This is a genomic window from Amycolatopsis sp. NPDC051061 (genome assembly GCF_040682935.1).
GTDB lineage: Bacteria > Actinomycetota > Actinomycetes > Mycobacteriales > Pseudonocardiaceae > Amycolatopsis.
Window position 1 is genome coordinate 27,241 of sequence record NZ_JBFBBZ010000051.1, and the last position, 19,788, is coordinate 47,028.

17 protein-coding genes are annotated in these 19,788 nt (G+C 72.1%); 9 read left to right on the top strand and 8 right to left on the bottom strand.

All coding sequences use genetic code 11. The features are described from left to right. Nucleotides 1–63 precede the first annotated feature (63 nt). The gene (locus AB0N03_RS42605; protein ID WP_364385199.1) at nucleotides 64–1,020 is read left to right on the top strand and encodes a neutral zinc metallopeptidase; all 957 of its coding nucleotides are present in this window, start codon (nucleotides 64–66) and stop codon (nucleotides 1,018–1,020) included. Here AB0N03_RS42605 and AB0N03_RS42610 read toward each other — a convergent pair. Continuing rightward, nucleotides 1,013–1,585, bottom strand: a complete 573-nt coding sequence (locus tag AB0N03_RS42610; protein ID WP_364385103.1) for a TIGR03086 family metal-binding protein — start codon at nucleotides 1,583–1,585, stop codon at nucleotides 1,013–1,015. The genes AB0N03_RS42605 and AB0N03_RS42610 overlap by 8 nt on opposite strands. 83 nt (nucleotides 1,586–1,668) lie before the next feature. Between AB0N03_RS42610 and AB0N03_RS42615 the strand changes: the two genes are divergently transcribed. The 3 genes from AB0N03_RS42615 (at nucleotide 1,669) to AB0N03_RS42625 (ending at nucleotide 4,057) form a co-directional block, all read left to right on the top strand. After that, nucleotides 1,669–3,081 (top strand): PLP-dependent aminotransferase family protein, encoded by a 1,413-nt coding sequence (locus tag AB0N03_RS42615; RefSeq protein WP_364385106.1) that lies wholly within the window; start codon nucleotides 1,669–1,671, stop codon nucleotides 3,079–3,081. Beyond that, nucleotides 3,078–3,524: a hypothetical protein gene (locus AB0N03_RS42620; RefSeq protein WP_364385109.1), complete on the top strand. Its 447-nt coding sequence runs from the start codon at nucleotides 3,078–3,080 to the stop codon at nucleotides 3,522–3,524. The genes AB0N03_RS42615 and AB0N03_RS42620 overlap by 4 nt, the downstream gene beginning before the upstream one ends. Nucleotides 3,525–3,625: 101 nt before the next feature. Then, the gene (locus tag AB0N03_RS42625; RefSeq protein WP_364385112.1) at nucleotides 3,626–4,057 is read left to right on the top strand and encodes a CBS domain-containing protein; all 432 of its coding nucleotides are present in this window, start codon (nucleotides 3,626–3,628) and stop codon (nucleotides 4,055–4,057) included. Nucleotides 4,058–4,139: 82 nt separating this feature from the next. Here AB0N03_RS42625 and AB0N03_RS42630 read toward each other — a convergent pair whose 3' ends face one another. Continuing rightward, nucleotides 4,140–7,574, bottom strand: coding sequence for an AAA domain-containing protein (locus tag AB0N03_RS42630; RefSeq protein ID WP_364385115.1), 3,435 nt, complete (start codon nucleotides 7,572–7,574; stop codon nucleotides 4,140–4,142). 179 nt (nucleotides 7,575–7,753) lie between these two features. Continuing rightward, nucleotides 7,754–9,310, bottom strand: coding sequence for a DUF4139 domain-containing protein (locus AB0N03_RS42635; protein ID WP_364385118.1), 1,557 nt, complete (start codon nucleotides 9,308–9,310; stop codon nucleotides 7,754–7,756). A 98-nt stretch (nucleotides 9,311–9,408) separates the two neighbouring features. Between AB0N03_RS42635 and AB0N03_RS42640 the strand changes: the two genes are divergently transcribed. Next, nucleotides 9,409–11,217, top strand: a complete 1,809-nt coding sequence (locus AB0N03_RS42640; protein WP_364385121.1) for a Xaa-Pro dipeptidyl-peptidase — start codon at nucleotides 9,409–9,411, stop codon at nucleotides 11,215–11,217. Next, nucleotides 11,217–11,546: a hypothetical protein gene (locus AB0N03_RS42645; protein WP_364385124.1), complete on the top strand. Its 330-nt coding sequence runs from the start codon at nucleotides 11,217–11,219 to the stop codon at nucleotides 11,544–11,546. Before AB0N03_RS42640 ends, AB0N03_RS42645 begins: the two co-directional genes overlap by 1 nt. Here the strand turns inward: AB0N03_RS42645 and AB0N03_RS42650 are convergent. Together AB0N03_RS42650 and AB0N03_RS42655 are read right to left on the bottom strand one after the other, a co-directional pair. After that, nucleotides 11,543–12,184: a response regulator transcription factor gene (locus AB0N03_RS42650; protein WP_364385202.1), complete on the bottom strand. Its 642-nt coding sequence runs from the start codon at nucleotides 12,182–12,184 to the stop codon at nucleotides 11,543–11,545. The genes AB0N03_RS42645 and AB0N03_RS42650 overlap by 4 nt on opposite strands. Further along, complete coding sequence (locus AB0N03_RS42655; protein ID WP_364385127.1) at nucleotides 12,181–13,305, bottom strand: histidine kinase; 1,125 nt, start codon at nucleotides 13,303–13,305, stop codon at nucleotides 12,181–12,183. The genes AB0N03_RS42650 and AB0N03_RS42655 overlap by 4 nt, the downstream gene beginning before the upstream one ends. 96 nt (nucleotides 13,306–13,401) lie before the next feature. Between AB0N03_RS42655 and AB0N03_RS42660 the strand changes: the two genes are divergently transcribed. Beyond that, nucleotides 13,402–14,256, top strand: coding sequence for a M23 family metallopeptidase (locus AB0N03_RS42660; protein WP_364385130.1), 855 nt, complete (start codon nucleotides 13,402–13,404; stop codon nucleotides 14,254–14,256). 158 nt (nucleotides 14,257–14,414) lie between these two features. After that, nucleotides 14,415–15,530, top strand: a complete 1,116-nt coding sequence (locus AB0N03_RS42665) for a DUF4192 domain-containing protein (RefSeq protein WP_364385133.1) — start codon at nucleotides 14,415–14,417, stop codon at nucleotides 15,528–15,530. An 82-nt stretch (nucleotides 15,531–15,612) separates the two neighbouring features. Here AB0N03_RS42665 and galE read toward each other — a convergent pair whose 3' ends face one another. The 3 genes from galE to AB0N03_RS42680 all read right to left on the bottom strand — a co-directional run bounded on the left by galE (nucleotide 15,613) and on the right by AB0N03_RS42680 (nucleotide 18,593). After that, the gene (gene galE, locus AB0N03_RS42670) at nucleotides 15,613–16,593 is read right to left on the bottom strand and encodes a UDP-glucose 4-epimerase GalE (protein ID WP_364385136.1); all 981 of its coding nucleotides are present in this window, start codon (nucleotides 16,591–16,593) and stop codon (nucleotides 15,613–15,615) included. Nucleotides 16,594–16,695: 102 nt separating this feature from the next. Next, nucleotides 16,696–17,880 carry a galactokinase gene (gene galK, locus AB0N03_RS42675; protein ID WP_364385139.1) on the bottom strand — a complete coding sequence of 395 codons (1,185 nt, stop codon included), beginning with the start codon at nucleotides 17,878–17,880 and terminating at the stop codon, nucleotides 16,696–16,698. Continuing rightward, nucleotides 17,877–18,593 (bottom strand): metal-dependent transcriptional regulator, encoded by a 717-nt coding sequence (locus AB0N03_RS42680; RefSeq protein WP_364385142.1) that lies wholly within the window; start codon nucleotides 18,591–18,593, stop codon nucleotides 17,877–17,879. The genes galK and AB0N03_RS42680 overlap by 4 nt, the downstream gene beginning before the upstream one ends. Nucleotides 18,594–18,806: 213 nt before the next feature. Here AB0N03_RS42680 and AB0N03_RS42685 point away from each other — a divergent pair, with 213 nt between their 5' ends. Beyond that, the gene (locus tag AB0N03_RS42685) at nucleotides 18,807–19,652 is read left to right on the top strand and encodes a sulfurtransferase (protein WP_364385205.1); all 846 of its coding nucleotides are present in this window, start codon (nucleotides 18,807–18,809) and stop codon (nucleotides 19,650–19,652) included. Nucleotides 19,653–19,788: the final 136 nt, after the last annotated feature.

A 19,788-nucleotide genomic window follows, 5' to 3' on the forward strand; every position in this document is an offset into this window, starting at 1 on the left:
AACGTGACCGACACCGACGGACCGGCTCCGCCGGGGCGCTCCGGGCCGCCATCACCGCCGCCGATGGTGGCCCGGTCACCGGAACCCGCGTGGGTGCCCGAGCCGAACCCGTGGGCGCCGAACTGGGCCGCCGCGCCGCCCGTCCCGATCGCCCCGCCGCGCAGCCGCCTCTGGGGCGCCGTCGCCGGGGTCATGATCGTCGTGCTGGCGATCTCGCTGATCGCGGCCACCATCCCGCACCGGGTCGACGGCCACGCGTTCGTGGCGCAGGGCGTCGACACCGGCCGCGCGTACAGCGGCGGCTCGGACGGGAAGCCCGCGAAGCCCGTGCCGGAGCTGGCCCGCAACCCACTGCTGTCCGACGCCATCACGCCCGGGCCCGCCACCTGCGCGCTGCCCGACCTCGGCCGGGCCGCCGCCCAGCTCAAGGCCTACTACGGGGCGCTCGCCGACTGCCTGGAGCAGTCGTGGCGCCCGGCGCTGCAGAAAGCGAACGAGCCGACGCTGACCGCCACCGTCTCGGTGACCCTGCCCGACCACAGCGCGTGCGGCGAAGCGCCGACGGAGAACGAAGCCGTCGCCTACTACTGCGGCGGCGACACCACGATCTACGCCCCGACCGACTGGATGCTGGCGGACGCGGGCCTCAACAAAGCGCGGCACATCGCGACGATCGCCCACGAATACGGCCACCACGTGCAGCGCGAGAGCGGCATCCTGTCCGCGGCGGCGGACAAGATGACCTCGCCGGACGAGGACAGCGCGGCCGACAAGGAGGTCGTCCGCCGGATCGAGCTGCAGGCGAACTGCTTCGGCGCGCTGTTCCTGGCGGCGGTCGCCGGCTCGGGCTCGGTCAGCCGGTCGCTGGCCAACGCCGCCGTCGCCGACTACGGCCGCGCCAACGACAGCGACACCCACGGCTCGCGCGCACACCAGCTGTCCTGGGCGAAGGCGGGCTACGACGTCAAGACGACGAAGGCGTGCGACACGTGGAGCGCCGCGCCCGCCGACATCAGCTGACGGTCCACGCCGGGTCGCGGCCGAGGAGGGCGAGGAACCGGCCGAGTTCGCTCGCCTCAGCCGAGACTTCGACGCGGTGCGCGAACGAGCCGTTCTTCTCGCGGCCTTCGTCCGGGATCCGCTCGGCCAGCTGCAGCGCGGCGCGCACGGCTTCGGCGTCCGGCTCGTAGGGCAGGCCGAGCGTGCGGGCCAGGTCCCAGCCGTGCGCGACGGTGTCGACGAGGTGCATGTGTGCGGCGATCGTGCCGGGGAACGTGCCGAAGTGGTTGATCGTGAGCTGCCGGTCCAGCACGGCGTCGTCGGCCATCGCGTCGAGGAAGTCGTCGACGGACGCCCGGTAGGCGGCGTTGGCGTCGTCGCCGAGGTCGCCGGCGTCCCAGTCCGGCGCCGAGCCTTCGCGGGCCGCGGTGGCGAAGGCGTGGTTCTCGCTGACCTGGTGGCGGAGGAGGTCGGCCAGGGTCCAGCCGGCGCACGGGGTCGGCCGGGCGAGGTCGGCGGGCGTCGCGGCGGCGACGAGCTTGTCGAGCACGAGCAGGCTGCGGCGGTCGAGTTCGCGGAGATCCATGCTTCGCACGCTAGGCGGGGGAGCGGACCACGAACAGTGCCAAATCCGGGCCACTTCAGGTGTGCCAATCTAGAGTGGCTCCGGTGGAGATCCACATCGACCTGACCGGGGAGCGCGGGCACCGGGACGCGATCTACCGGCAGCTGCGCGCGGCGATCCTGGACGGCCGGATCCGGCCCGGCGAGGCGCTGCCGCCGACGCGGGAGCTGGCGCAGCGGCTGGCGGTCTCCCGGACGACGGTCAGCGCGGCCTACGACCGGCTCACCGCCGAGGGGTTCCTCGCCGGGCGCGTCGGCGCGGGCACGTTCGTCACGGCGTCTTCCTTGACCCGCCCCGCGCCGTCCCCGGTATCGGGTGTCCGCCCGCTGCCGGAGTGGGACGCGGTGCCGTCGCCGCCCGCGCCGTTCGCCCCGGCGCCGGAGTTCGACTTCCGGCCCGGCGTCCCGGACCTGACGCGGTTCCCGTTCGACACCTGGCGCCGGCTCGTGACCCAGCGCCTGCGGGCGGGCCAGGCCGGCCTGATGACCTACGGCGACCCGCAGGGCCTCGCTTCGCTGCGCGCCGAGATCGCGCGGCACATCGGCGTCTCGCGGGACGTGCGGGCGAGCGCGGAGCAGGTCGTCGTCACCGCCGGGGCCCAGCAGACGACCGACCTGGTCGGGCGCGTGCTGCTGCGGCCGGGTGACCTGGCCGCCGTCGAGGACCCCGGCTACCCGCCGCCGCGGCTCGTGCTGGCCGCCCGCGGCGTGCGGGTCGCGCCGGTCCCGGTCGACGCGTCCGGAATCGTCGTCAGTGCCATCCCGGCGGGGACGCGGCTGGTGTACGTGACGCCGTCGCACCAGTACCCGCTGGGGCTGTCGATGTCGCTGGAGCGGCGGCTCGAGCTGCTCGACTGGGCCGAGCGCACCGACGCCGTGCTGATCGAGGACGACTACGACACCGAGTTCCGCTACACCGGGCGGCCCCTGGAACCGTTGCACAGCTTGGATTCCCGCGGCCGGGTCGTGTACGTCGGCTCGTTCTCGAAGGTGCTTTCACCCGCGCTGCGGCTGGGGTTCCTCGTCGCGCCGCCGTCGCTGGTGCCGGCGTTGGTGAAGGCCCGGTACCTCACCGACTGGCACGCGCCGAACGTCGAGCAGGCGGCGCTGGCGGCGTTCATGGCCGAGGGTGGTTTCGCGCGGCACGTCCGGCGGATGCGGAAGGTCTACCGCGCGCGGCACGAACTGCTGTCGAGTTCGCTCACCGCGTCGTTCGCGGATTTCCTGACCCCGTTGCCGTCTTCCGCGGGCCTGCACCTGAGCGCCACTTCGTCGTCGGATCCGGGCTTCCTGGTCCGGGCCGCGCGACGCCACGGCGTCCGGCTGTATTCGCTGGGGGACTTCGCCGTGGGCGAGCGGCGGCACGGGCTGGTGTTCGGTTACGGTGCGGTCGCGGCCGAGCGGATCGGCCCGGGACTGGCCCGGCTGCGGGCGCTGGCGGACGGGGGAGCGGCATGACCGACGACGTGATGGTGGCGATCGACGCCGGTCTGCGGCAGCACATCGGCGGCGACCGCGCGGGCGCGTACGCGACGTTCACGGCGTTGTGGGCGTCGATCGGGCCGGCCGGCGACCCGCTGCACCGCGTCGCGCTGGCGCACCACCTGGCCGACGTCTGCGACGACCCGGCGGAGGAGCTGGAGTGGGACCTGCGCGCGCTGGCGGCGGCGGACTCGCTGACCGACTCGCGGGCCCAGGAGTACCACTCGTCGCTGGCCGTGCGCGGGTTCTACCCGTCGCTGCACCTCAACCTGGGTGAGGACTACCGCAAGCTGGGTGATCTCCCGGCGGCGCGCGAGCAGCTGGACCTGGCCCGGCGCCGTCTCGACGCCCTGTGCGACGACGACTACGCGGCCGGCATCCGCCTGGCCCTGGACGGCCTGGCCGAACGCCTCGGCTGAATCTTTTTCATACCACGAATTCGCCCCGTTTGCCGGACTTTCGCGCACGTCCCGGTGCCCTTACCCTGTGGTGATCCAGCTCACCGACGGGAAGGATCGCCATGCGGATTGCGGATCTGCTGCGCAAGAAGGGGTCGGCAGTCGCAACGGTCACCCCGGAGACCACGGTGACCGCGCTGCTGGCCGGCTTGGCCGAGAACAACGTGGGCGCGATGGTGGTGGTGTCCCCGGAAGGGTCGATAGCGGGCATCGTCTCCGAGCGCGACGTGGTACGCCGCTTGAACGAGCACGGCCCGGGCCTGCTGGACGGGCCGGTGTCGGAGATCATGACGAAGCTGGTGGCGAGCTGTGGTCCGGAGGACTCGGTGGACCAGCTGTCGATCCTGATGACGGAGCGCCGAATCCGCCACGTACCAGTCCTGGCCGACGGCCGTCTCGCGGGCATCATCTCGATCGGGGACGTGGTGAAGAACCGGATGGAGGAGCTGGAGAAGAGCCAGGAACAGCTGGAGGCCTACATCTCCCAGGGCTGACTTCCGGACGACTGTGCAAGAACGGCCACGGGTGTTTCCCCCGACGCGGGGCGAGCACCCGTGGCCGTTTCGGATCGAGTCGCTACTGCCCGACGGGCGGGGAGTGAGGCAGATTGGCTGCCAGGGTCTCGAAGTAGCGCCACTTCGCCCATTCCCGCCGGTTGCCGATGACGTAGAGACGCCGTTTGGCCCGGCTGACCGCGACGTTGAGCAGGTTGGGTTTGCTCGACGCCCACTTGCGGGCACCTGGGCGGTCCGGGGCACTGCCGAGGACCAGGATGACGATGTCGGCCTGCTTGCCCTGCGCGGTGTGCACCGTTCCGGCCACCAGTCCCCGGTGGCGCCCGGACCGGAGGGTGATCTGGCGGGCGATATCGCGGAACGGTCCGATGACCATCACCTCGGACATGTCGAAGTCCAGCTTGGTCAGCGTGTCGAGGATGCGGTCGAGTTGACGGCCCTCCTCCGGGATCCAGTGGCCCTGGGCACCACTGCCGGCGACGTCGATCCACTTCGACACCGGCAGCTTCGGATAGTTCTCCGTGAATTTCTTGCCCAGGGCCGGGGGCGTGCCTTCGATCATGAGACCGTCGTAGGCGACCGTGTTGACGATGTCGAACATCGGCCGGTCACAGCGTCGATGCACCGTCAGTGGCACGCCCACCCACGTCTCGCCGTCGTCGTCGCGCAGCCAGGTGCCCAATGACGTGAGCCGGTCGGCCAAGCGCTGGACCGAAGTTTGACTGGTCAGCCACTGTTCGTCGACGCCGAGTTCGGTGCGGATGGCCTGTTCGGCGCGGAACGGCAACGTGGTGATCGGTTCCAGCTGGAGGGGATCGCCCACCACGACGGCGCGTTGCGTCCGCCACAAGGCGCCGACGGCGTTCTGCGGAGTCGCCTGACCGGCTTCGTCGATGAGGAGCCAGCCCAGGGCTTCCTTGTCCAGAGGGCCGAACAGGCGGGCATAGGAGGCGAAAGTCGTGGACACCACCGGCACGACGAAGAACAGGCTTTGGCAGGCGACGAGCACCGCATCGGCGGGGGCGTCACGGGGCGCGTCGCCGTTGAGGACATCCATGGCGGCCTGCAGGTTGCACCGCACCTCGGTGGCCGCGTGCCGCAGGAAAGCCTTGTGCAGCGCCATGGCCGCGAACATCAGCTCGGTTCGCGCCGTGTTCCACTCCGCGTCGGTCCACAGTGCGCTCGATTCCCGGCGTTCGCGGTCATTCCACCAAGCGTCGTCGGGAAAGTGCGGGCCGAGCGCGTCCATTGGTTCCGCCAGCTGTTCGTCGAGCTCGGCGAGCTCCCTGTCGCTGGCGCGCACGCGGCGTTCGGCGTCCGCTTGAGCTTGGCGGGCAGCGGAAAGCTCCTGGTCGATGCGCGTCAGATCCCGCCGCGCCGCGATGAGCGGTTCGTATTCGACTTCGGGCAGCGGGATTCCCTCGGCCAGCGTGGTTCGCGCGCTGTCGAGTTCTTGGACCGCGACGTCGAGCGTTCGTTGAGCGGTTTGGATCTCCCATTGGGCGGTGTCGCGATCGCGCTGTGCGGCGGCCAGCTCCTGCCGGGCCGCGGCCACCTGGTTCGCCAGCCAGTCGTCCCGCCAAGCCCATTGCTTGCGGGCCCCGCCGAGCGTGCGCAGCTGATCCCAGGCTCCTGGCAAAACGGATCGGTGAGCGAAATGAGCCCGCTCTCGCTCGGCCAACTCGGACTGCCACGTTCGCACCACGCGTTCGGCCTCGGTGCGACGTGCTGTCCCCACTCGCGCGAGATCCGCCTGACGTGCCTGGACGTTCCGCTCCGCGAGTTCATGGCGGCCGCGAGCCGCTTGTTCCTGCTCGGCTTGCAGGGCCCGGGCCACTCCGAGCGCTTCGCCGGCTCGGATCATCTCCTCGTCGACCGCGGCCGTACGTCGTGCTTGCGCCGACGAGACTCGCCCGACGGCGGCCGATACGTCTTCGCGCGAGCGGACCACCTGCTCTCGCAGCTTCAAGCGGCGAAGAACCGCCTGGTGGGTTTCCGACCGGCTGGTGCGTAGGGCTTCAACGCGGGCTTCGGCGACACGGAACTCCGCGACAGCCGCCGCCCAGGACTGTTCCGGCACCTCCTGTTCGTAGCCCTTGAGGACGGACAACAGGCCGTGCCATTCGTCGTCTTGCGTGGCAGGGTCCGGAGTGTGGTACCAGAAGGTACTGACGAACCGGCTGCGGTTGGCTTTGTTCCCCAGCCTGGCCGCCACCAGCGCCCAAGCCCGCTGACCCGCTGGTTCGCCGTCCGGCTTCCGCGGTTCGGCGTCCGGTTCCGGCGCCAGCAACGCGGAGGCGATGGCGGGAAAGTAGTCGACGGCGGCGGCGCGGTCCGCCCAGAGCTCATCGATGGCGTCGGCGGCCGGGATTTCGTCGGTGACGTTCTGCACCGCTCCGTTGTTCGCCGACGCGACCACCATCTCGAAGCCGGTGAGCGCAGGACGCCAATGGGACAACACGCGGGTGCGTTCCCCGGTGCGCCAGCGTGATTTCCGGCCCGTGAAGGCAGCGCGGGGCTCGGTCAGCGCGGCCAGTTCGCGGGCCCGGCCCACCACCAGTCCGGCGATGAGATCGCGCAACATCGTGGTCTTGCCGGTGCCGGGAGGGCCGTTGACGCCCATGACGCCCGCCGAGCCGGCCGTGAGCAGTGCCGAGCTGACGGCCAGCTGCTGGTTCAGGGCCAGTGCGTGCGCCGGTTTGCTCGGCCAGCGTCCGGCCGGCACGGCGTCGGGTGCCGTCGTGGCCAGCACGATCCCGGCCCGGTCACGCACGTCGACGCGGTGAGCGGTGCGGATTTCGGCGTTCGGGAGCAGGTAGTCACGCAGCGCGGCACCGACGTTCCCCTTGGCGGTCTCCTCGCCGACGAGCCCCAGGTCATCCATGATGAAACTGTTGAGGAAATCGTGGCCGGCCGCGTTGTCGGCCTTGCGCCGGGAGACGATCTGGCTGCTGATCCGGACCTCCGGGCAGGACAGCACCCCGATCGTCCCGGCGGCGGCGATGGCGACGGCGAGACACCCGCCGAGTGCCTCGTGGTCGAGCACGTGCGGGACGTACTGCGGAACGTCGCCCTCCGTCTGCAGCTCGTCGGTGACCACGTCACGCCAGGCACGCGAAAAGTCGCGCGTGTCGTCCCGGAAGAACGTCAGCCAGTCGGGGTCGCAGCTCCGGTCCCGCACCAACCGGCCGGTGGCCCAGGCGCAGCTGGAAAGGACCTCCGAGTCGAGCAAGGCCCGTCCGTCCTGGTCGACGACGAAAGCGGCGACCGCGCTGTTCCCGGCCGGGCGTTCGTCGTAGCTGTCCTTGTCCGGCTCGAAGACGCGTGAGAGCACGTCGAAAACCTCATCGAGGCGGTAAACGCCCAGATAGACGACGTGCCGCCAGGTCTGCTGGGGCCGCAGCTTCCGGCTCGCGAGGTCGTGCTCGGGTTCCCACGGCAGCGGCTGCCCCGGGCGCACGGTGAACACCAGCTTCTCGCGACTCGGTTTGTCCACTTTCTGCGGGCTGAACATTTCCACGGATCGCCAGAAGTCGACGATCTTCGCCCGCGCTGCGTCCGCCCCCGATTTCAACCCGGCTCCGATCCCTTGATTCCGTCGCTTCGCCAGCGCCGGACATCGTAGCGGTTTCGAGGGCATTGTCCGGCCGTTTCGGTAATCGGGCCGAGATCGACCTACTCACGCCAGCCGGAGAGTTCGACACCCTTCGCGACATCCACCCGGTACGACAACGTCACCGTCTTGGTCTCACCCGCCGGCACCGTCAGCTTCCACGTGACCTCACCCAGCTCCGCCGTCTCCACCGGCTCCGGCGACGTCTTCACGTCCTTCACCGTCACCGTGTCATCCCGAGAAACCGGCGCCTGGTCCAGCACCGTGACCTCAGCCTCCCGAGGCCCATGGTTACCAACGGAAATCCGATACTCCGCCTCACGCCGCTTCTGTCCCGACAAAGTCGCCTTCGAAGCGGTCCGCCGGACCAGCTCCCGCTCCACCCGGATCCGGTCGTCCACCCCCAGCGCCAGCTCCAACTCCTCGCCAGGCGCCCAAGCCTCCAAAGAAGTAGTCCCCACGAACTCGGCGTCGTGGAACACCGAAGCCCGCCCCGGCCGCAGAGCAAAAGACGAAGAGTTCACGACCGTGGCCCGCAGATAAGCCTCCTCCGCCAGCACCGGCGCGGTCACGTAACCCAAAACAGCCGTGAGCGAAAGCTCGGCCAGCGTCGTCCGGTGCCCTTGCGCCCCCGACGGCACCGCCACCGGACGCGACGGCCGGTACGTCACCGCCGTCGTCCCTTGCTCGACCGCCGCGAACTTGGGTGCCATGGCCGGAGCCGCGGCCGCGAACCGAGCCATCCGCGCGCCCTCGGGAATCCCGCCGCCCGAACCGCCGTACGCCCCCGCAGGAGTCGGCGGCACCGGGTGGACGCGGTCCAGGTACCACGGCGAAAGCTCCGGCACCACCACCGAAACCGCCGGCCGCGCCGTCGACAGCGCCAGCTCGCACTCCGGCCAATCTTCGCCCGTGTGCTGGCTGACCAAGCCGTACGACATGACCGTGACGTCGGTACCGCGGACCCGGATGTCGTACCCGGGCTCCCAGTTCGCGCCGGGGACCACATAGGACAGTTCCAGCTCCGCCGACCCGGAGACGTCCGAGATCTCCAGCTCCACCACCACCGACGTACTATCCTCTTCGGACCGCGCGCTGTGCGACTCGATCCGGCGGTCGAGCGCCGCGAGGTCCTCGCGCAACCGGGCGATCCGTTCCGCGAAAGCCCGCCGGGACTTCAGGGCCGCGGCCAGCCGCGCACTCAGCGCGTCGGTCACCTCGGCGACGCGCGACGGCTCGGCGGTCCCGGCCGCCAGCGCCTTCGCGAAGCTGCCGCCACTGCGCTTCGCGAGCGAAGTCAGCAGATCCACCTTCATCGCTTCGGCCGCTTCGTCGTCCACGACGCCGTCGAGCGTCGCTTGGTCCGCGCGCCGCTGCTCCACCAAAGCGCGTAAGGCCGCGTCGGCCGGGGAGGAGTGCCGTTCGGTGCGCACGTCGACGCCTGTGATCAGCGCGGGGCCGGTTCCGGTGACGCGCACCGAGCCCGGGTCGAGCGACAGGGGGAGCCCGGCGAAGGTCAGGCGCGGCCCGTCGTCGAGCGGGGCCTTGCCCCGGCGGGTGATCCGGGCCTGCTGCGGGTAGACGGTCACGGCGGCGATCGGCGCTTCCACGGTCGGCATGCCCCCGACGTTAGTCTCTTGACACTCCCGAGGCCGGAGCGGAAGTCTCGACACTCGTCCGCTTCGCCCGGCTTGGGGGTTTGATGCTCGGGGGTTTGATGAAAGCCGCACGAACCGCAGTCCTGCTCCTCGCCCTGGCGACCCTGCCGCTCACGGCGGTCACGGCCGAAGCCGCGGACCCGCCCGGCCCGGTTTTCACCGGCGGCCAGGCGCAGCCGGTGTTCGACCCGGCCGACGTCGTCCGCGAGGACGTCTGGGTCACCGCCCCCGTCGACAGCGACCACGATGGCTCCGACGACCTCGTGCACGCCCAGGTCGTGCGCCCGCGCGCGACGCAGCAGGGGCTGAAGGTCCCCGTCGTCTACCAGGCCAGCCCGTACTTCGCCGGCGGCAACGACGTCGCGAACCACGACGTCGACGTCGAGCTGTACGCGCCCGGCCACGTCCGCGCCCCGGAAGGCCCGCGCGTCGCCGCGCACGGCGTCGGCCCCGCCACCCCGATCACCTGGCGCTACCAGGACTACTTCACGGCGCGCGGCTTCGCCGTCGTGTACGGCGAGTCGCTCGGCACCGGCCTCTCCACCGGCTGCCCGACCACCGGTGACGTCAACGAGACGATCGGCGCGCGCTCGGTCGTCGACTGGCTCAACGGCCGGACGCCCGCCCGCGACGCCGCCGGCGCCGCGGCGAAGGCGGACTGGAGCACCGGCAAGACCGGCATGATGGGCGTCTCCTACAACGGGACGCTGCCCAACGCCGTCGCGAGCACCGGTGTCGAAGGCCTCGAGACGATCGTGCCGATCGCCGCCATCTCGAGCTGGTACCAGTACTACCGCAACGACGGCGCCGTCGTTGCGGCCGGCGGGTTCCAGGGCGAGGACGCCGACGTGCTGGCCGAGTACGTCTACACCCGCGAAGACCGGCAGGTCTGCCGCCCGGTGATCGACGGCCTGACCCGCGACCAGGACCGCGTGACCGGCGACTACACGCCGTTCTGGGACGTCCGCAACTACCGCAACGACGTCGCGAAGGTGCACGCGTCGGTACTCGCGGTGCACGGCCTCAACGACTGGAACGTCAAGACCGATCAGGTCGCCGAGTGGTACGAGGCGCTGAAGGCGCACGGCGTCGAGCACAAGATCTGGCTGCACCAGTCCGGCCACGCCGACCCGTATTCGCTGCGGCGCGACGTCTGGCTGGCGACGTTGAACAAGTGGATGTCGCACTACCTCTACGGCGTCGACAACGGGATCCAGAACGAGCCGAAGGCGACGATCCAGCGCGAAGACCTGTCGTGGACCGACGAGGCCGACTGGCCGGCGCCCACGACGTCCGACGTCCGCGTGTACCCGTGGCCCGGCGGCAAGTCGAAAGGTGCCCTCGACACGCGCAACCCGGTGCCGGGCGCGGCGGCCGTCGAAACCCTCGCCGACGACTCGTCGAAGACGATCGAGCAGCTGGCCGGCCTCGCGTCGTCGGGTAACCGGCTGCTGTACGCGACTTCGGCGGCGAAGCAGTCCGTACGGCTCTCGGGCACCGCGCGCGCCGACGTGGCGCTGGCCTTCGACCGGCCGGCGGCGAACGTCTCCGCGATCCTGCTCGACCGGGCTCCCGACGGCACGTCCCACGTGATCAGCCGCGGCTGGACCGACCCGCAGAACCGCACGTCGCCGGCCCGGACCGAGCCGATCACGCCCGGCCAGACCTACCGGATCGGCGTCGAGCTGATGCCGAAGGACTACATCCTGGCGGCGGGGCACCGGCTGGAGTTCCTGCTGGCGTCCAGCGACCACGACTACACGCTGCGGCCGAAGCCGGGCGCGGGGCTGGCGCTCGACCTGACCAAGACGTCGGTGACGCTCCCGGTCACGGGCGGCAAGCCGGCCCTGCGAGCCGCGTTCGGCTGATGCTGCCGGAGCACCTGGACGCCGACGTCCGCACGCTGTGGGACTACCACGACCTGCGGCACGAACCACGGCGGTCCGACGCCGGGATCGGGTTGGGCAGCCGCGATCCCGGCGTCGACGTCGTGTGCGCGTCGAAAGCGGTGTCGTTCGAGGACCACCTGACCGGCGAAGAGGACGCCGACCGGGTGATCAGCATGCTCGTCGGCGAGACGCAGCGGATCACCGAGTACGCGGCACGGGGCTTCGCGATCCCGCAGGACTTTCCGCACGGTGTCGAGCGCGCGTTCGGCCGGCTGGCCGCGGCCGGATTCACCCAGCGACTGCTCTAGTCCGCGATGCCCGTCCGGTAGGCGAAGGCGACGGCCTGCGCGCGATCCCGCAGCCGGGCCTTGGTGAACAGGTGGTTCACGTGGGTCTTCACGGTCGCCTCGCTCACGACGAGCGTGCGCGCGATTTCCGTGTTCGACAGGCCCGCCGCGATCAGCCGCAGCACTTCGATCTCGCGGGCGGTCAGGCCTTCGATCTCCTTGACCCGCTGGGGCGTGCTGCGGGTGGCGGCCTCGACGAGCCGCCGTTGCAGCTCGCCGTCCACAGTGGACTGACCGGCGGCCGCCGAGCGCAGCGCGCGGGCGATCGCCTCGGCGTCGGCGTCCTTGGTGAGGAACCCGCGGGCGCCGGCGCGCAACGCGGCCAGCAGCGACTCGTCGTCGGCGTACGTGGTCAGCACGACGACCTCGGTGCCCGGGTGCTCGGCGCGGATCCGCTCGGTGGTCTCCACGCCGTCGCAGCGCGGCATCCGCAGGTCCACGAGCACGACGTCGGGGTGGTGCTCGGCCACGAGCTCGAGGGCGGCCAGGCCGTCGGCGGCGGCGCCGACCACCTCGACGCCCGGCAGCAGCCCGAGCAGCGTGACCAGGCCTTCCCGGACCACCGCCTGGTCGTCGGCCAGTACGACGCGCAGCGTCACGCCGGCACCGTCAGGTGAATCCGCCATCCGTCCTCCCCCGGCCCGCTCTCGAAGCGCCCGTCGAGCAGCGCGACCCGTTCGCTCATCCCGCGCAAACCGTAGCCTGCCGCCGGCGCGTCCAGCGGCCGCCTGCCCTGCCGGTCGGCGACGGTCAGCGCGACGCTGCCGGAGCCGTAGTCCAGGGTGACGTCGACCTCGGCCCGCGCCGCGTGCTTGCGCGTGTTGGCCAGGGCCTCCTGCACCGCGCGGACCAGCGCGGTGCCGACCGCCGGGGCGAGCTCACGCGGCTCGCCCTCGACCGTCAGGTCGGCCCGGGCCCCGCTGTCCAGCCGGTAGGCGGCCAGGAGGTCCGCGATCGTGCGTTCGACCGGGACGGCGTCTTCGCGCAGCGCGGCGACGGCCTTGCGAGCCTCGGCAAGGCCTTCCGACGCCAGCTTCTGCGCCCGTTCGATCTGGGCGACGGCGTCCGGGCTCGCCCCGTCGCGCACCAGCATGAGCCGCGCGCCCTGCAGGTTGAGGGACAGCCCGGCCAGCGAGTGCGCCAGGACGTCGTGCAGCTCGCGGGCGATGCGGGCGCGTTCGGCGAGGGCGGCGGCGCGCGTGTGCTCTTCGGTGGCCGTCTGCGCGCGGGCCAGCGCCAGTTCGGTCTGCTCGATCCGGGCCAGCCGGGTCCGCCGGTTCAACCCGAGCAGCACGATCACGGCGACGATCGCGTACGTCGGCAGCGCGCCTTCCCAGGCGTGGTGGTAGCCCGCCCAGAACGAGATCGCGGCGAGGTCCAGGGCGACCGCGAGGATGATCGGCACCTTCGGCTGCCAGAGCACGACGAAGAACGTGGTGCTGAACATCGCCACCGAGGCCCAGCTGTTCGGCACGATCGCCCACAGGGTGCCCGCGGCGGCGATCACGGCGAGGGTCACGACCGGCACGAGCCGGTGCCCGCTGCTGACGCCCTGGATCCACAGGAGCGGGAGCGACAGTGTCAGGGTGATCCCGATCAGGACCCACGAGAGGGTGTTCGCCCGGGCCATCGCGGCGAACATCGGCACCGCGATGAGTCCCCAGCGCACCCAGTCCTGGGCCTGGGGAAACCGGTGGAATCCGGCTTGTCGGATGATCATCTTCGGGGAGCCTCCGCGGGTGCTTGTACGGAAAATGTACCGACGCGGGCTTCCCTTCGTGGTGTCGAGATGTCCCGTTCGTCAGGAGGTTCGCCCATGTCCAGGTTGCGACGGCTCGCCGTGTTCGCCGCCGCCGCGGCGCTGCCCGCGCTCGGCCTCACCCTCGCCGGCTCGGCGGCCGCGTCGGCCGCGCCGAACTTCCAGGTGCCGTTCAAGTGCGGGGTCACCGTGACCGCGGCGACGTTCAGCGGCCACAGCCCCGAGTACTCGGTCGACTTCCAGAAGTCGGGCATCACGGGCATGCCGGTGCTGGCCGCGGCGTCCGGCACGGTGACGCGGGTCGCCGACGAGGGCAGCACGAGCTACGGCAAGTGGATCGAGGTGGACCACGGCAGCGGCTGGCGCACCCGGTACGCGCACCTGTCCGCGCAGGAGGTCTCGGTCGGGCAGTCCGTCGCCGGCGGCAAGGAGCTCGGCAAGGCGGGCGCGACCGGCGGGGTCACCGGCCCGCACCTGCACTTCGAAGAGCGGCTGAACGGCGTGGTGCAGAAGGCGAAGCTGAACGGCGTCGCCGTGCCGTACTACGCGCACACGAACTTCACCAGCAAGAACAACTGCGGCGGCAACCCGTACTCCGCCGAAGAGGTCTGCGGCTCGGGCTTCTCCGTCGTCGACCAGCAGGCGCTGGCCGGCTCGTCCGGCACCGCCTACCTGCTGTACAACGCCTCGACCAAGGCGAACTGCGTGACGACGTTGAAGGCGACGTCGCTCGGCACGGCCAGCCCGGTCTCGGCGTTCCTCGAGGTCCAGGGATCGGCGCGGGTGACCGATTCCGGCAGCTTCACCTACTACGCCGGGCCGGTGAAGAAGACGGCCGAAGCGACCTGCGTGAAGTGGGGCGGCTCGGTGGGCAGCAACACCTATGAAAGCGGTTTCGAGCACTGCGGCTGAGCCGGGCTCGTCGGTGGGGCCGGGCACTCTAGCCCGCCCCACCGACAGGAACCCGCCGTCCGGCCGTCCGCCGGCCGGTTCCGTCCACATCGGCCCCGCCCATCCACAGATTTGCCGCCACCGCCCCAGCCGGCCCCGTCCTGCCCCACGCTGGAGGCATGACCACCACCACCCCGACCGGCCGGCCGCCGGTCGACCTCCGAAGCCCCGCGCAGCTGCTGGCCGCGCTCCCTTACCTGATCGGGTTCCGGCCCGCGAACTCCGTCGTCCTGCTCGGCCACCGGGCCCCGGCGGGCAACCGCCTGGGCCTGGTGCTGCGCGGCGACCTCCCGCGTCGCGAAGACCGGGCGCACCAGGCCCGGGCGCTCGCTCCGCGGTTCACCCTGGCCCCGCACACGGGGGTGACGCTGGTGGTGGTCGGCGGCCGGCGAAGACCCGGCAGCCCGCCGCCGCACGCGGGCTTCGTCGAGCTGCTGGCGGACGCCCTGGGCGAGGTCGGCCTCCCGGTGCTGCACGCGATGTGGGCGGCGGACATCAGTGAAGGGGCGGCGTGGGGTTGCTACGCGGACCCGGACTGCGGCGGCGAGCTGCCGGACCCCCGGGCGACGGTGACGGCGGCGGTCGCGACGGGCGGCGGCTCGGTGGCGTTCGACAGCCGCGCCGAGCTGGAGTCGCTGCTCGCGCCACGTTCGCCGGAAGCACTCGCCCGCCGGGCCGAATCGCTGGCCCGGCTGCCGTCGCCCCGCTGTCTCGAGGTTTCCGAGGCGGCGTCGTCGATCCGGGCGGCGTTCGAGCGCCAGCTGCGCGGCTCAGGGCCACCGACGGACGAGGAAGCGGTCTCGCTCGCGAACGCCCTCTCGCTCCCGGAGATCCGGGACGCGTGCCTGGGCATGGCGGTCCCACCGCACAGCCCGGCCGCGCGCGAGGCGGAGCGCCTGTGGCTGACGCTGGTCCAGGAGCTCCCGGCCCCGGAGCGAGCGGAAGCGGCGGCCCTGCTGGGGTACACGGCCTTCATGCGCGGCGACGGCACGTTCGCGGGCATGGCACTGGAGAACGCGCTGGCGGCGAAGCCGGACCACGTGCTGGCCGGGCTGTTGAAGACGGTGCTGGACCAGGGCATGCCGCCGGGGCAGCTGCTGGGCCTGGCGTTGACGGCGGACCCGACGGGCTTGTCCGGCTTCGGCTTGACCCCAGCGGATTTCGGGGAGCCGGGTGCGTGCCTGCCGCTGGGTGTCGCGTGTGGACGTTCGGAGTCCGCCGCCGAGCCGGGCTGAACGGGGCGCGCGTGCGTCCGGCACTTTCCGCGCTCAGTCGCGCCAGGCTGCGGACTACCGCTGCCTGGCGCGGCCGGCGACCTCAGCCCTGCCGAGCCTGGGTGAAAGTCCAAGCGTCCCGCACGATCCGGGTCAGCTCCGTCCGCTCCGGCTTCCAGCCCAGCTCTTCCCGAGCCCGGTCGCTGGCCGCCACGAGCACCGACGGGTCGCCTGCCCGCCGCGGTGACACCTCGGCCGGGATCGGGTGGCCGGTGACCTCGCGGCACGCCTCGATCACCTCGAGAACGGAGAACCCCGTGCCACTGCCCAGGTTGTAGATGCGGTGCGTACCCGCCGTGGCGTGCTTCAGCGCCAGCAGGTGCGCGTCCGCGAGGTCCGCGACGTGGATGTAGTCGCGGATCGCCGTGTGGTCCGGCGTCGGGTAGTCGTCGCCGAAGATCTTGATCTGTTCGCGGTCGCCCGTGGCGACCTGGAGGACGAGGGGAATGAGATGGGTTTCCGTGGTGTGGCGCTCCCCGAACGCGCCGTACGCGCCCGCGACGTTGAAGTACCGGAGGCTCACCGCGGCCAGCCCGTGCGCGGCGGCGAAGCTGGTGATCGCGTGGTCGATGGCGAGCTTCGTCGCCCCGTAGGTGTTGGTCGGCCGGGCCGGCGCGGACTCCGGGATCGGCGACTGCTCCGGCTCCCCGTAGGTCGCCGCGGTGGAGGAGAACACCAGGCGCGGCGTGCCGTGCTCGCGCATGGCCTCGAGCAGCCGCAGCGACGTGACGACGTTGCCTTCCCAGTACTTCGCCGGCTCCGTCATCGACTCGCCGACCAGCGACTTGGCCGCGAAGTGCAGCACGCCGTCGAAGCCCTCGCGCAGCAGGCTGCCCGCCACCTCGGCGGCGTCACCCTCGACGAACCGCGCGTCCGGGTGGACGGCGTCGGCGTGCCCGGTGGACAGGTCGTCGACGACGGTGACCTGGTGCCCGGCCTCGATCAGCCGGGCGGCGCAGACACTGCCGACGTACCCGGCTCCGCCCGTGACAACCAGCTTCAGGGCGTTGCTCTGCTCCGACACATCCAGGCCTTCCTGCCGAAAGTGGTGACTGTGCGCCACAGTCTTCTCCCTCGGCGACGCACGGGTCCGCGCGGGGGTTGCCCCGAGCGGACCCACGCGGCCTCAGACCTGGTCGCGCCCTGCCCCGCGCGAAGGCACCGCCGTGAACATCCGCGGCCGCCGGTAACCGGCCTTCTCGTACGCCGCTTCGACGGCCGCCTTGACCCCGTCCAGGTCGGCGTCGCGGACCAGCGCGATCGCCGAGCCGCCGAAACCGCCGCCGGTCATCCGGGAGCCGAGCGCGCCGGCCTCCCGGGCCGAGTCGACCGCGAGGTCCAGCTCGGCCGTGGAGATCCGGTAGTCGTCGCGCATGCTGACGTGCGAGGCGTCCAGGTACGGGCCGATGTCCGCCAGCCGGCCGGCGCGCAGCAGCTCGACCACTTCGAGGACCCGCTGGTTTTCCGTGACGACGTGCCGCACGAGCGGCACCAGGTCGTCGGGCAGCCGGTCGAGGGCCGCGGAGAGCCCTTCGACGGTGATGTCGCGCAGCGCCTTGACGCCGAGCAGCTCGGCGGCCCGTTCGGTGCCGCGGCGACGCTCGCCGTACCCGCCCTCGGCGTGCGAGTGCTTCGTGCGGGTGTCCATGATCAGCACCTGCAGTCCGGCGTCGGCCAGACCGAACGGCACCTGCTCCTGCTCACCCGACCGGACGTCGAGGAACAGCACGCAGGACTCGGTGCAGCAGAGGGACGCCGTCTGGTCGAGCAGGCCGGTGGGCGCGCCGACGAAGTCGTTCTCCGAGCGCTGGACCCACCGCGCGACCTCGGGCCGCGTCGGGACGCGGTCGCCGGGCGTGCCCAGCTCCAGCCCGGCCAGGCCCAGCAACGCCAGCGATACCGCGCACTCGAGCGCATGGGAGGAGGAGAGCCCCGCCCCCGACGGCACGTCCCCGGCGACGACCAAGTCGGCGCCGGCCGTGAAGCCCTGGTCGCGCAGCACCCAGGCGACGCCCGCCGGGTACGCGGCCCACCCGTCGACGGTGCCCGGCGCCAGGTCGGCGATCTTGAGGTCGCCGGAGCGCTGGAGCTGGCCGTCGTCGCCCAGGGTGGCCACGGACAGGACGCCGTCCTCGCGGGGGGACGCCGCCGCGGCCAGGCGGTGGGGCAGGGCGAACGGCAGCACGAAGCCGTCGTTGTAGTCGGTGTGTTCGCCGATCAGGTTCACGCGCCCCGGCGCGGACCACACGCCGGCGGGCTCGCCGCCGTGCACCGTGCGGAACGCCGCCGCGGCCTCCGAAGCCGGGCTCACCTGGCCAGCGCCAGGACGGCGTGCAGCGCGGAGCTGGCGACCTGGGCGGTGGTGTCCCCGCCGGTGACCTCGACGGTGCCGCCGTTGGCCCGGCCGATGGTGACCGTGCCGCCCGGCACGATGCCGACGGACTTGAGCTCGGTCATCAGCGACTCGTCCAGCTGGACGTGCTCGGCGATGCGCCGGATCTCGACGCGGCCGCCGCCGGTGCGGGCGAACTCGTCGAGCCGGACGAGGTCGGCCTCGGCCGGCGGTGCCGGGTCGCCGTCGCCCAGCTTGTCCAGACCGGGGATCGGGTTGCCGTAGGGGGAGGTGGTCGGGTGGTCGAGCAGCTTGACCAGCTTGCGCTCGACGGCCTCGCTCATCACGTGCTCCCACCGGCACGCCTCGTTGTGCACGTGCTCCCACTCGAGCCCGATGACGTCGACGAGGAGGCGCTCGGCCAGGCGGTGCTTGCGCATGACGGCGATGGCCAGTTCGCGGCCGTGGTCGGTCAGCTGGAGGTGCCGGTCGTCGGCGACCACGACCAGCCCGTCGCGCTCCATGCGGGCGACGGTCTGGCTCACGGTCGGGCCGCTCTGCTGCAGGCGCTCGGCGATGCGGGCACGCAGCGGAACGACACCTTCTTCTTCGAGCTCGTAGATCGTACGCAAGTACATCTCGGTGGTGTCGATGAGATCGTTCACGCTGTCCCCTTCGTCCGCGTCGCTCATCGTAGTCGTTGACCCCGACAGCGGCGGCGGCCCTGGGAGATACCGCGCCGATGGTTACCGATCAGACCGGCGGCCGCGGCGGAAACCGGCACCCAGCGGATCCGCTGCGGTCCGTCTTCGCCTGCTTTCGGCCAGATCGGTCACAACGCGCCGGTGACGGATATGTCCGCACCCCGGCGCGGCCGGGCGGGCGGCGGCTGGAAGATGGGAGGCATGCGTCCGCTGATCAGCACCACCGACCTCGCCGCCGCGCCGGCCGGCCCGGCGGGGGACCGGCCCGTCGTCCTCGACGTCCGCTGGCGGCTCGCCGGGCCGCCCGGCGCCGATTCCTACCGCGAAGGCCACGTGCCCGGCGCGGTCTTCACCGACCTCGACCGCGTCCTCGCGGGCGAGCCGGGCGAGGGCGGCCGGCACCCGCTGCCCGACCCGGCCGGCCTGCAGCGCGACCTGCGCGCGGCCGGCGTGCGGGAGGGCTCGCCGGTGGTGGTCTACGACGACGCCGACGGCTCGGTGGCCGCGCGGGCGTGGTGGCTGCTGCGCTGGGTGGGCCACGACGAGGTGGCGGTGCTCGACGGCGGTTACGCTGCGTGGATCGCCGGCGGTCACCCGGTGAGCACGGAACCGGCGCGGCCGGAGCCGGGTGACGTCACGGTCCGCCCGGGCGGCATGCCGGTGCTCGACGCGGACGAAGCGGCGGCGCTGGCCCGCGACGGCCTGCTCCTCGACGCCCGCGCCACGCCGCGCTACACGGGCGAGACCGAGCCGGTCGACCCGCGGGCGGGGCACATCCCGGGCGCGGTGAACGCACCGTTCGCGGGCCACACGGACGACGACGGCCACTGGCGCGCGCCCGAGGAGCTGGCCGCCCGGTTCGCGGACCTGGGCCTGCGCCCGGGCGAGCCGGTCGGCGCGTACTGCGGCTCGGGGGTCACGGCGAGCTCGGTGGTCCTCGCGCTGGAGCTGGCGGGCCACCCGGGCGCGGGGCTGTACGCGGGCTCGTGGTCCCACTGGTCCCGGGACCCGCACCGCCCGGCGGCGACGGGCGCCCTCCCCGGCTGACGGGACCCGGCGAAAAGCCGTGAAGGCCCCCTTGACGGCCCAAGATGCCGGTAAGGAGGCCTTCACGGCTTTCACCGCGTGCCGGAGCGGGTCTTCGAGTCCACGGACTCCCACGATCGGCACTACAGTCGACCGC

Coding starts and splice junctions, on each gene's coding strand:
- AB0N03_RS42640 (WP_364385121.1), top strand. CDS start 9,409: ATGAAAGCCGCACGAACCGCAGTCCTGCTCCTCGCCCTGGCGACCCTG.
- AB0N03_RS42605 (WP_364385199.1), top strand. CDS start 64: ATGGTGGCCCGGTCACCGGAACCCGCGTGGGTGCCCGAGCCGAACCCG.
- AB0N03_RS42625 (WP_364385112.1), top strand. CDS start 3,626: ATGCGGATTGCGGATCTGCTGCGCAAGAAGGGGTCGGCAGTCGCAACG.
- AB0N03_RS42645 (WP_364385124.1), top strand. CDS start 11,217: ATGCTGCCGGAGCACCTGGACGCCGACGTCCGCACGCTGTGGGACTAC.
- AB0N03_RS42635 (WP_364385118.1), bottom strand. CDS start 9,310: ATGCCGACCGTGGAAGCGCCGATCGCCGCCGTGACCGTCTACCCGCAG.
- AB0N03_RS42660 (WP_364385130.1), top strand. CDS start 13,402: ATGTCCAGGTTGCGACGGCTCGCCGTGTTCGCCGCCGCCGCGGCGCTG.
- AB0N03_RS42680 (WP_364385142.1), bottom strand. CDS start 18,593: ATGAGCGACGCGGACGAAGGGGACAGCGTGAACGATCTCATCGACACC.
- AB0N03_RS42685 (WP_364385205.1), top strand. CDS start 18,807: ATGCGTCCGCTGATCAGCACCACCGACCTCGCCGCCGCGCCGGCCGGC.
- AB0N03_RS42620 (WP_364385109.1), top strand. CDS start 3,078: ATGACCGACGACGTGATGGTGGCGATCGACGCCGGTCTGCGGCAGCAC.
- AB0N03_RS42610 (WP_364385103.1), bottom strand. CDS start 1,585: ATGGATCTCCGCGAACTCGACCGCCGCAGCCTGCTCGTGCTCGACAAG.
- AB0N03_RS42665 (WP_364385133.1), top strand. CDS start 14,415: ATGACCACCACCACCCCGACCGGCCGGCCGCCGGTCGACCTCCGAAGC.
- AB0N03_RS42655 (WP_364385127.1), bottom strand. CDS start 13,305: ATGATCATCCGACAAGCCGGATTCCACCGGTTTCCCCAGGCCCAGGAC.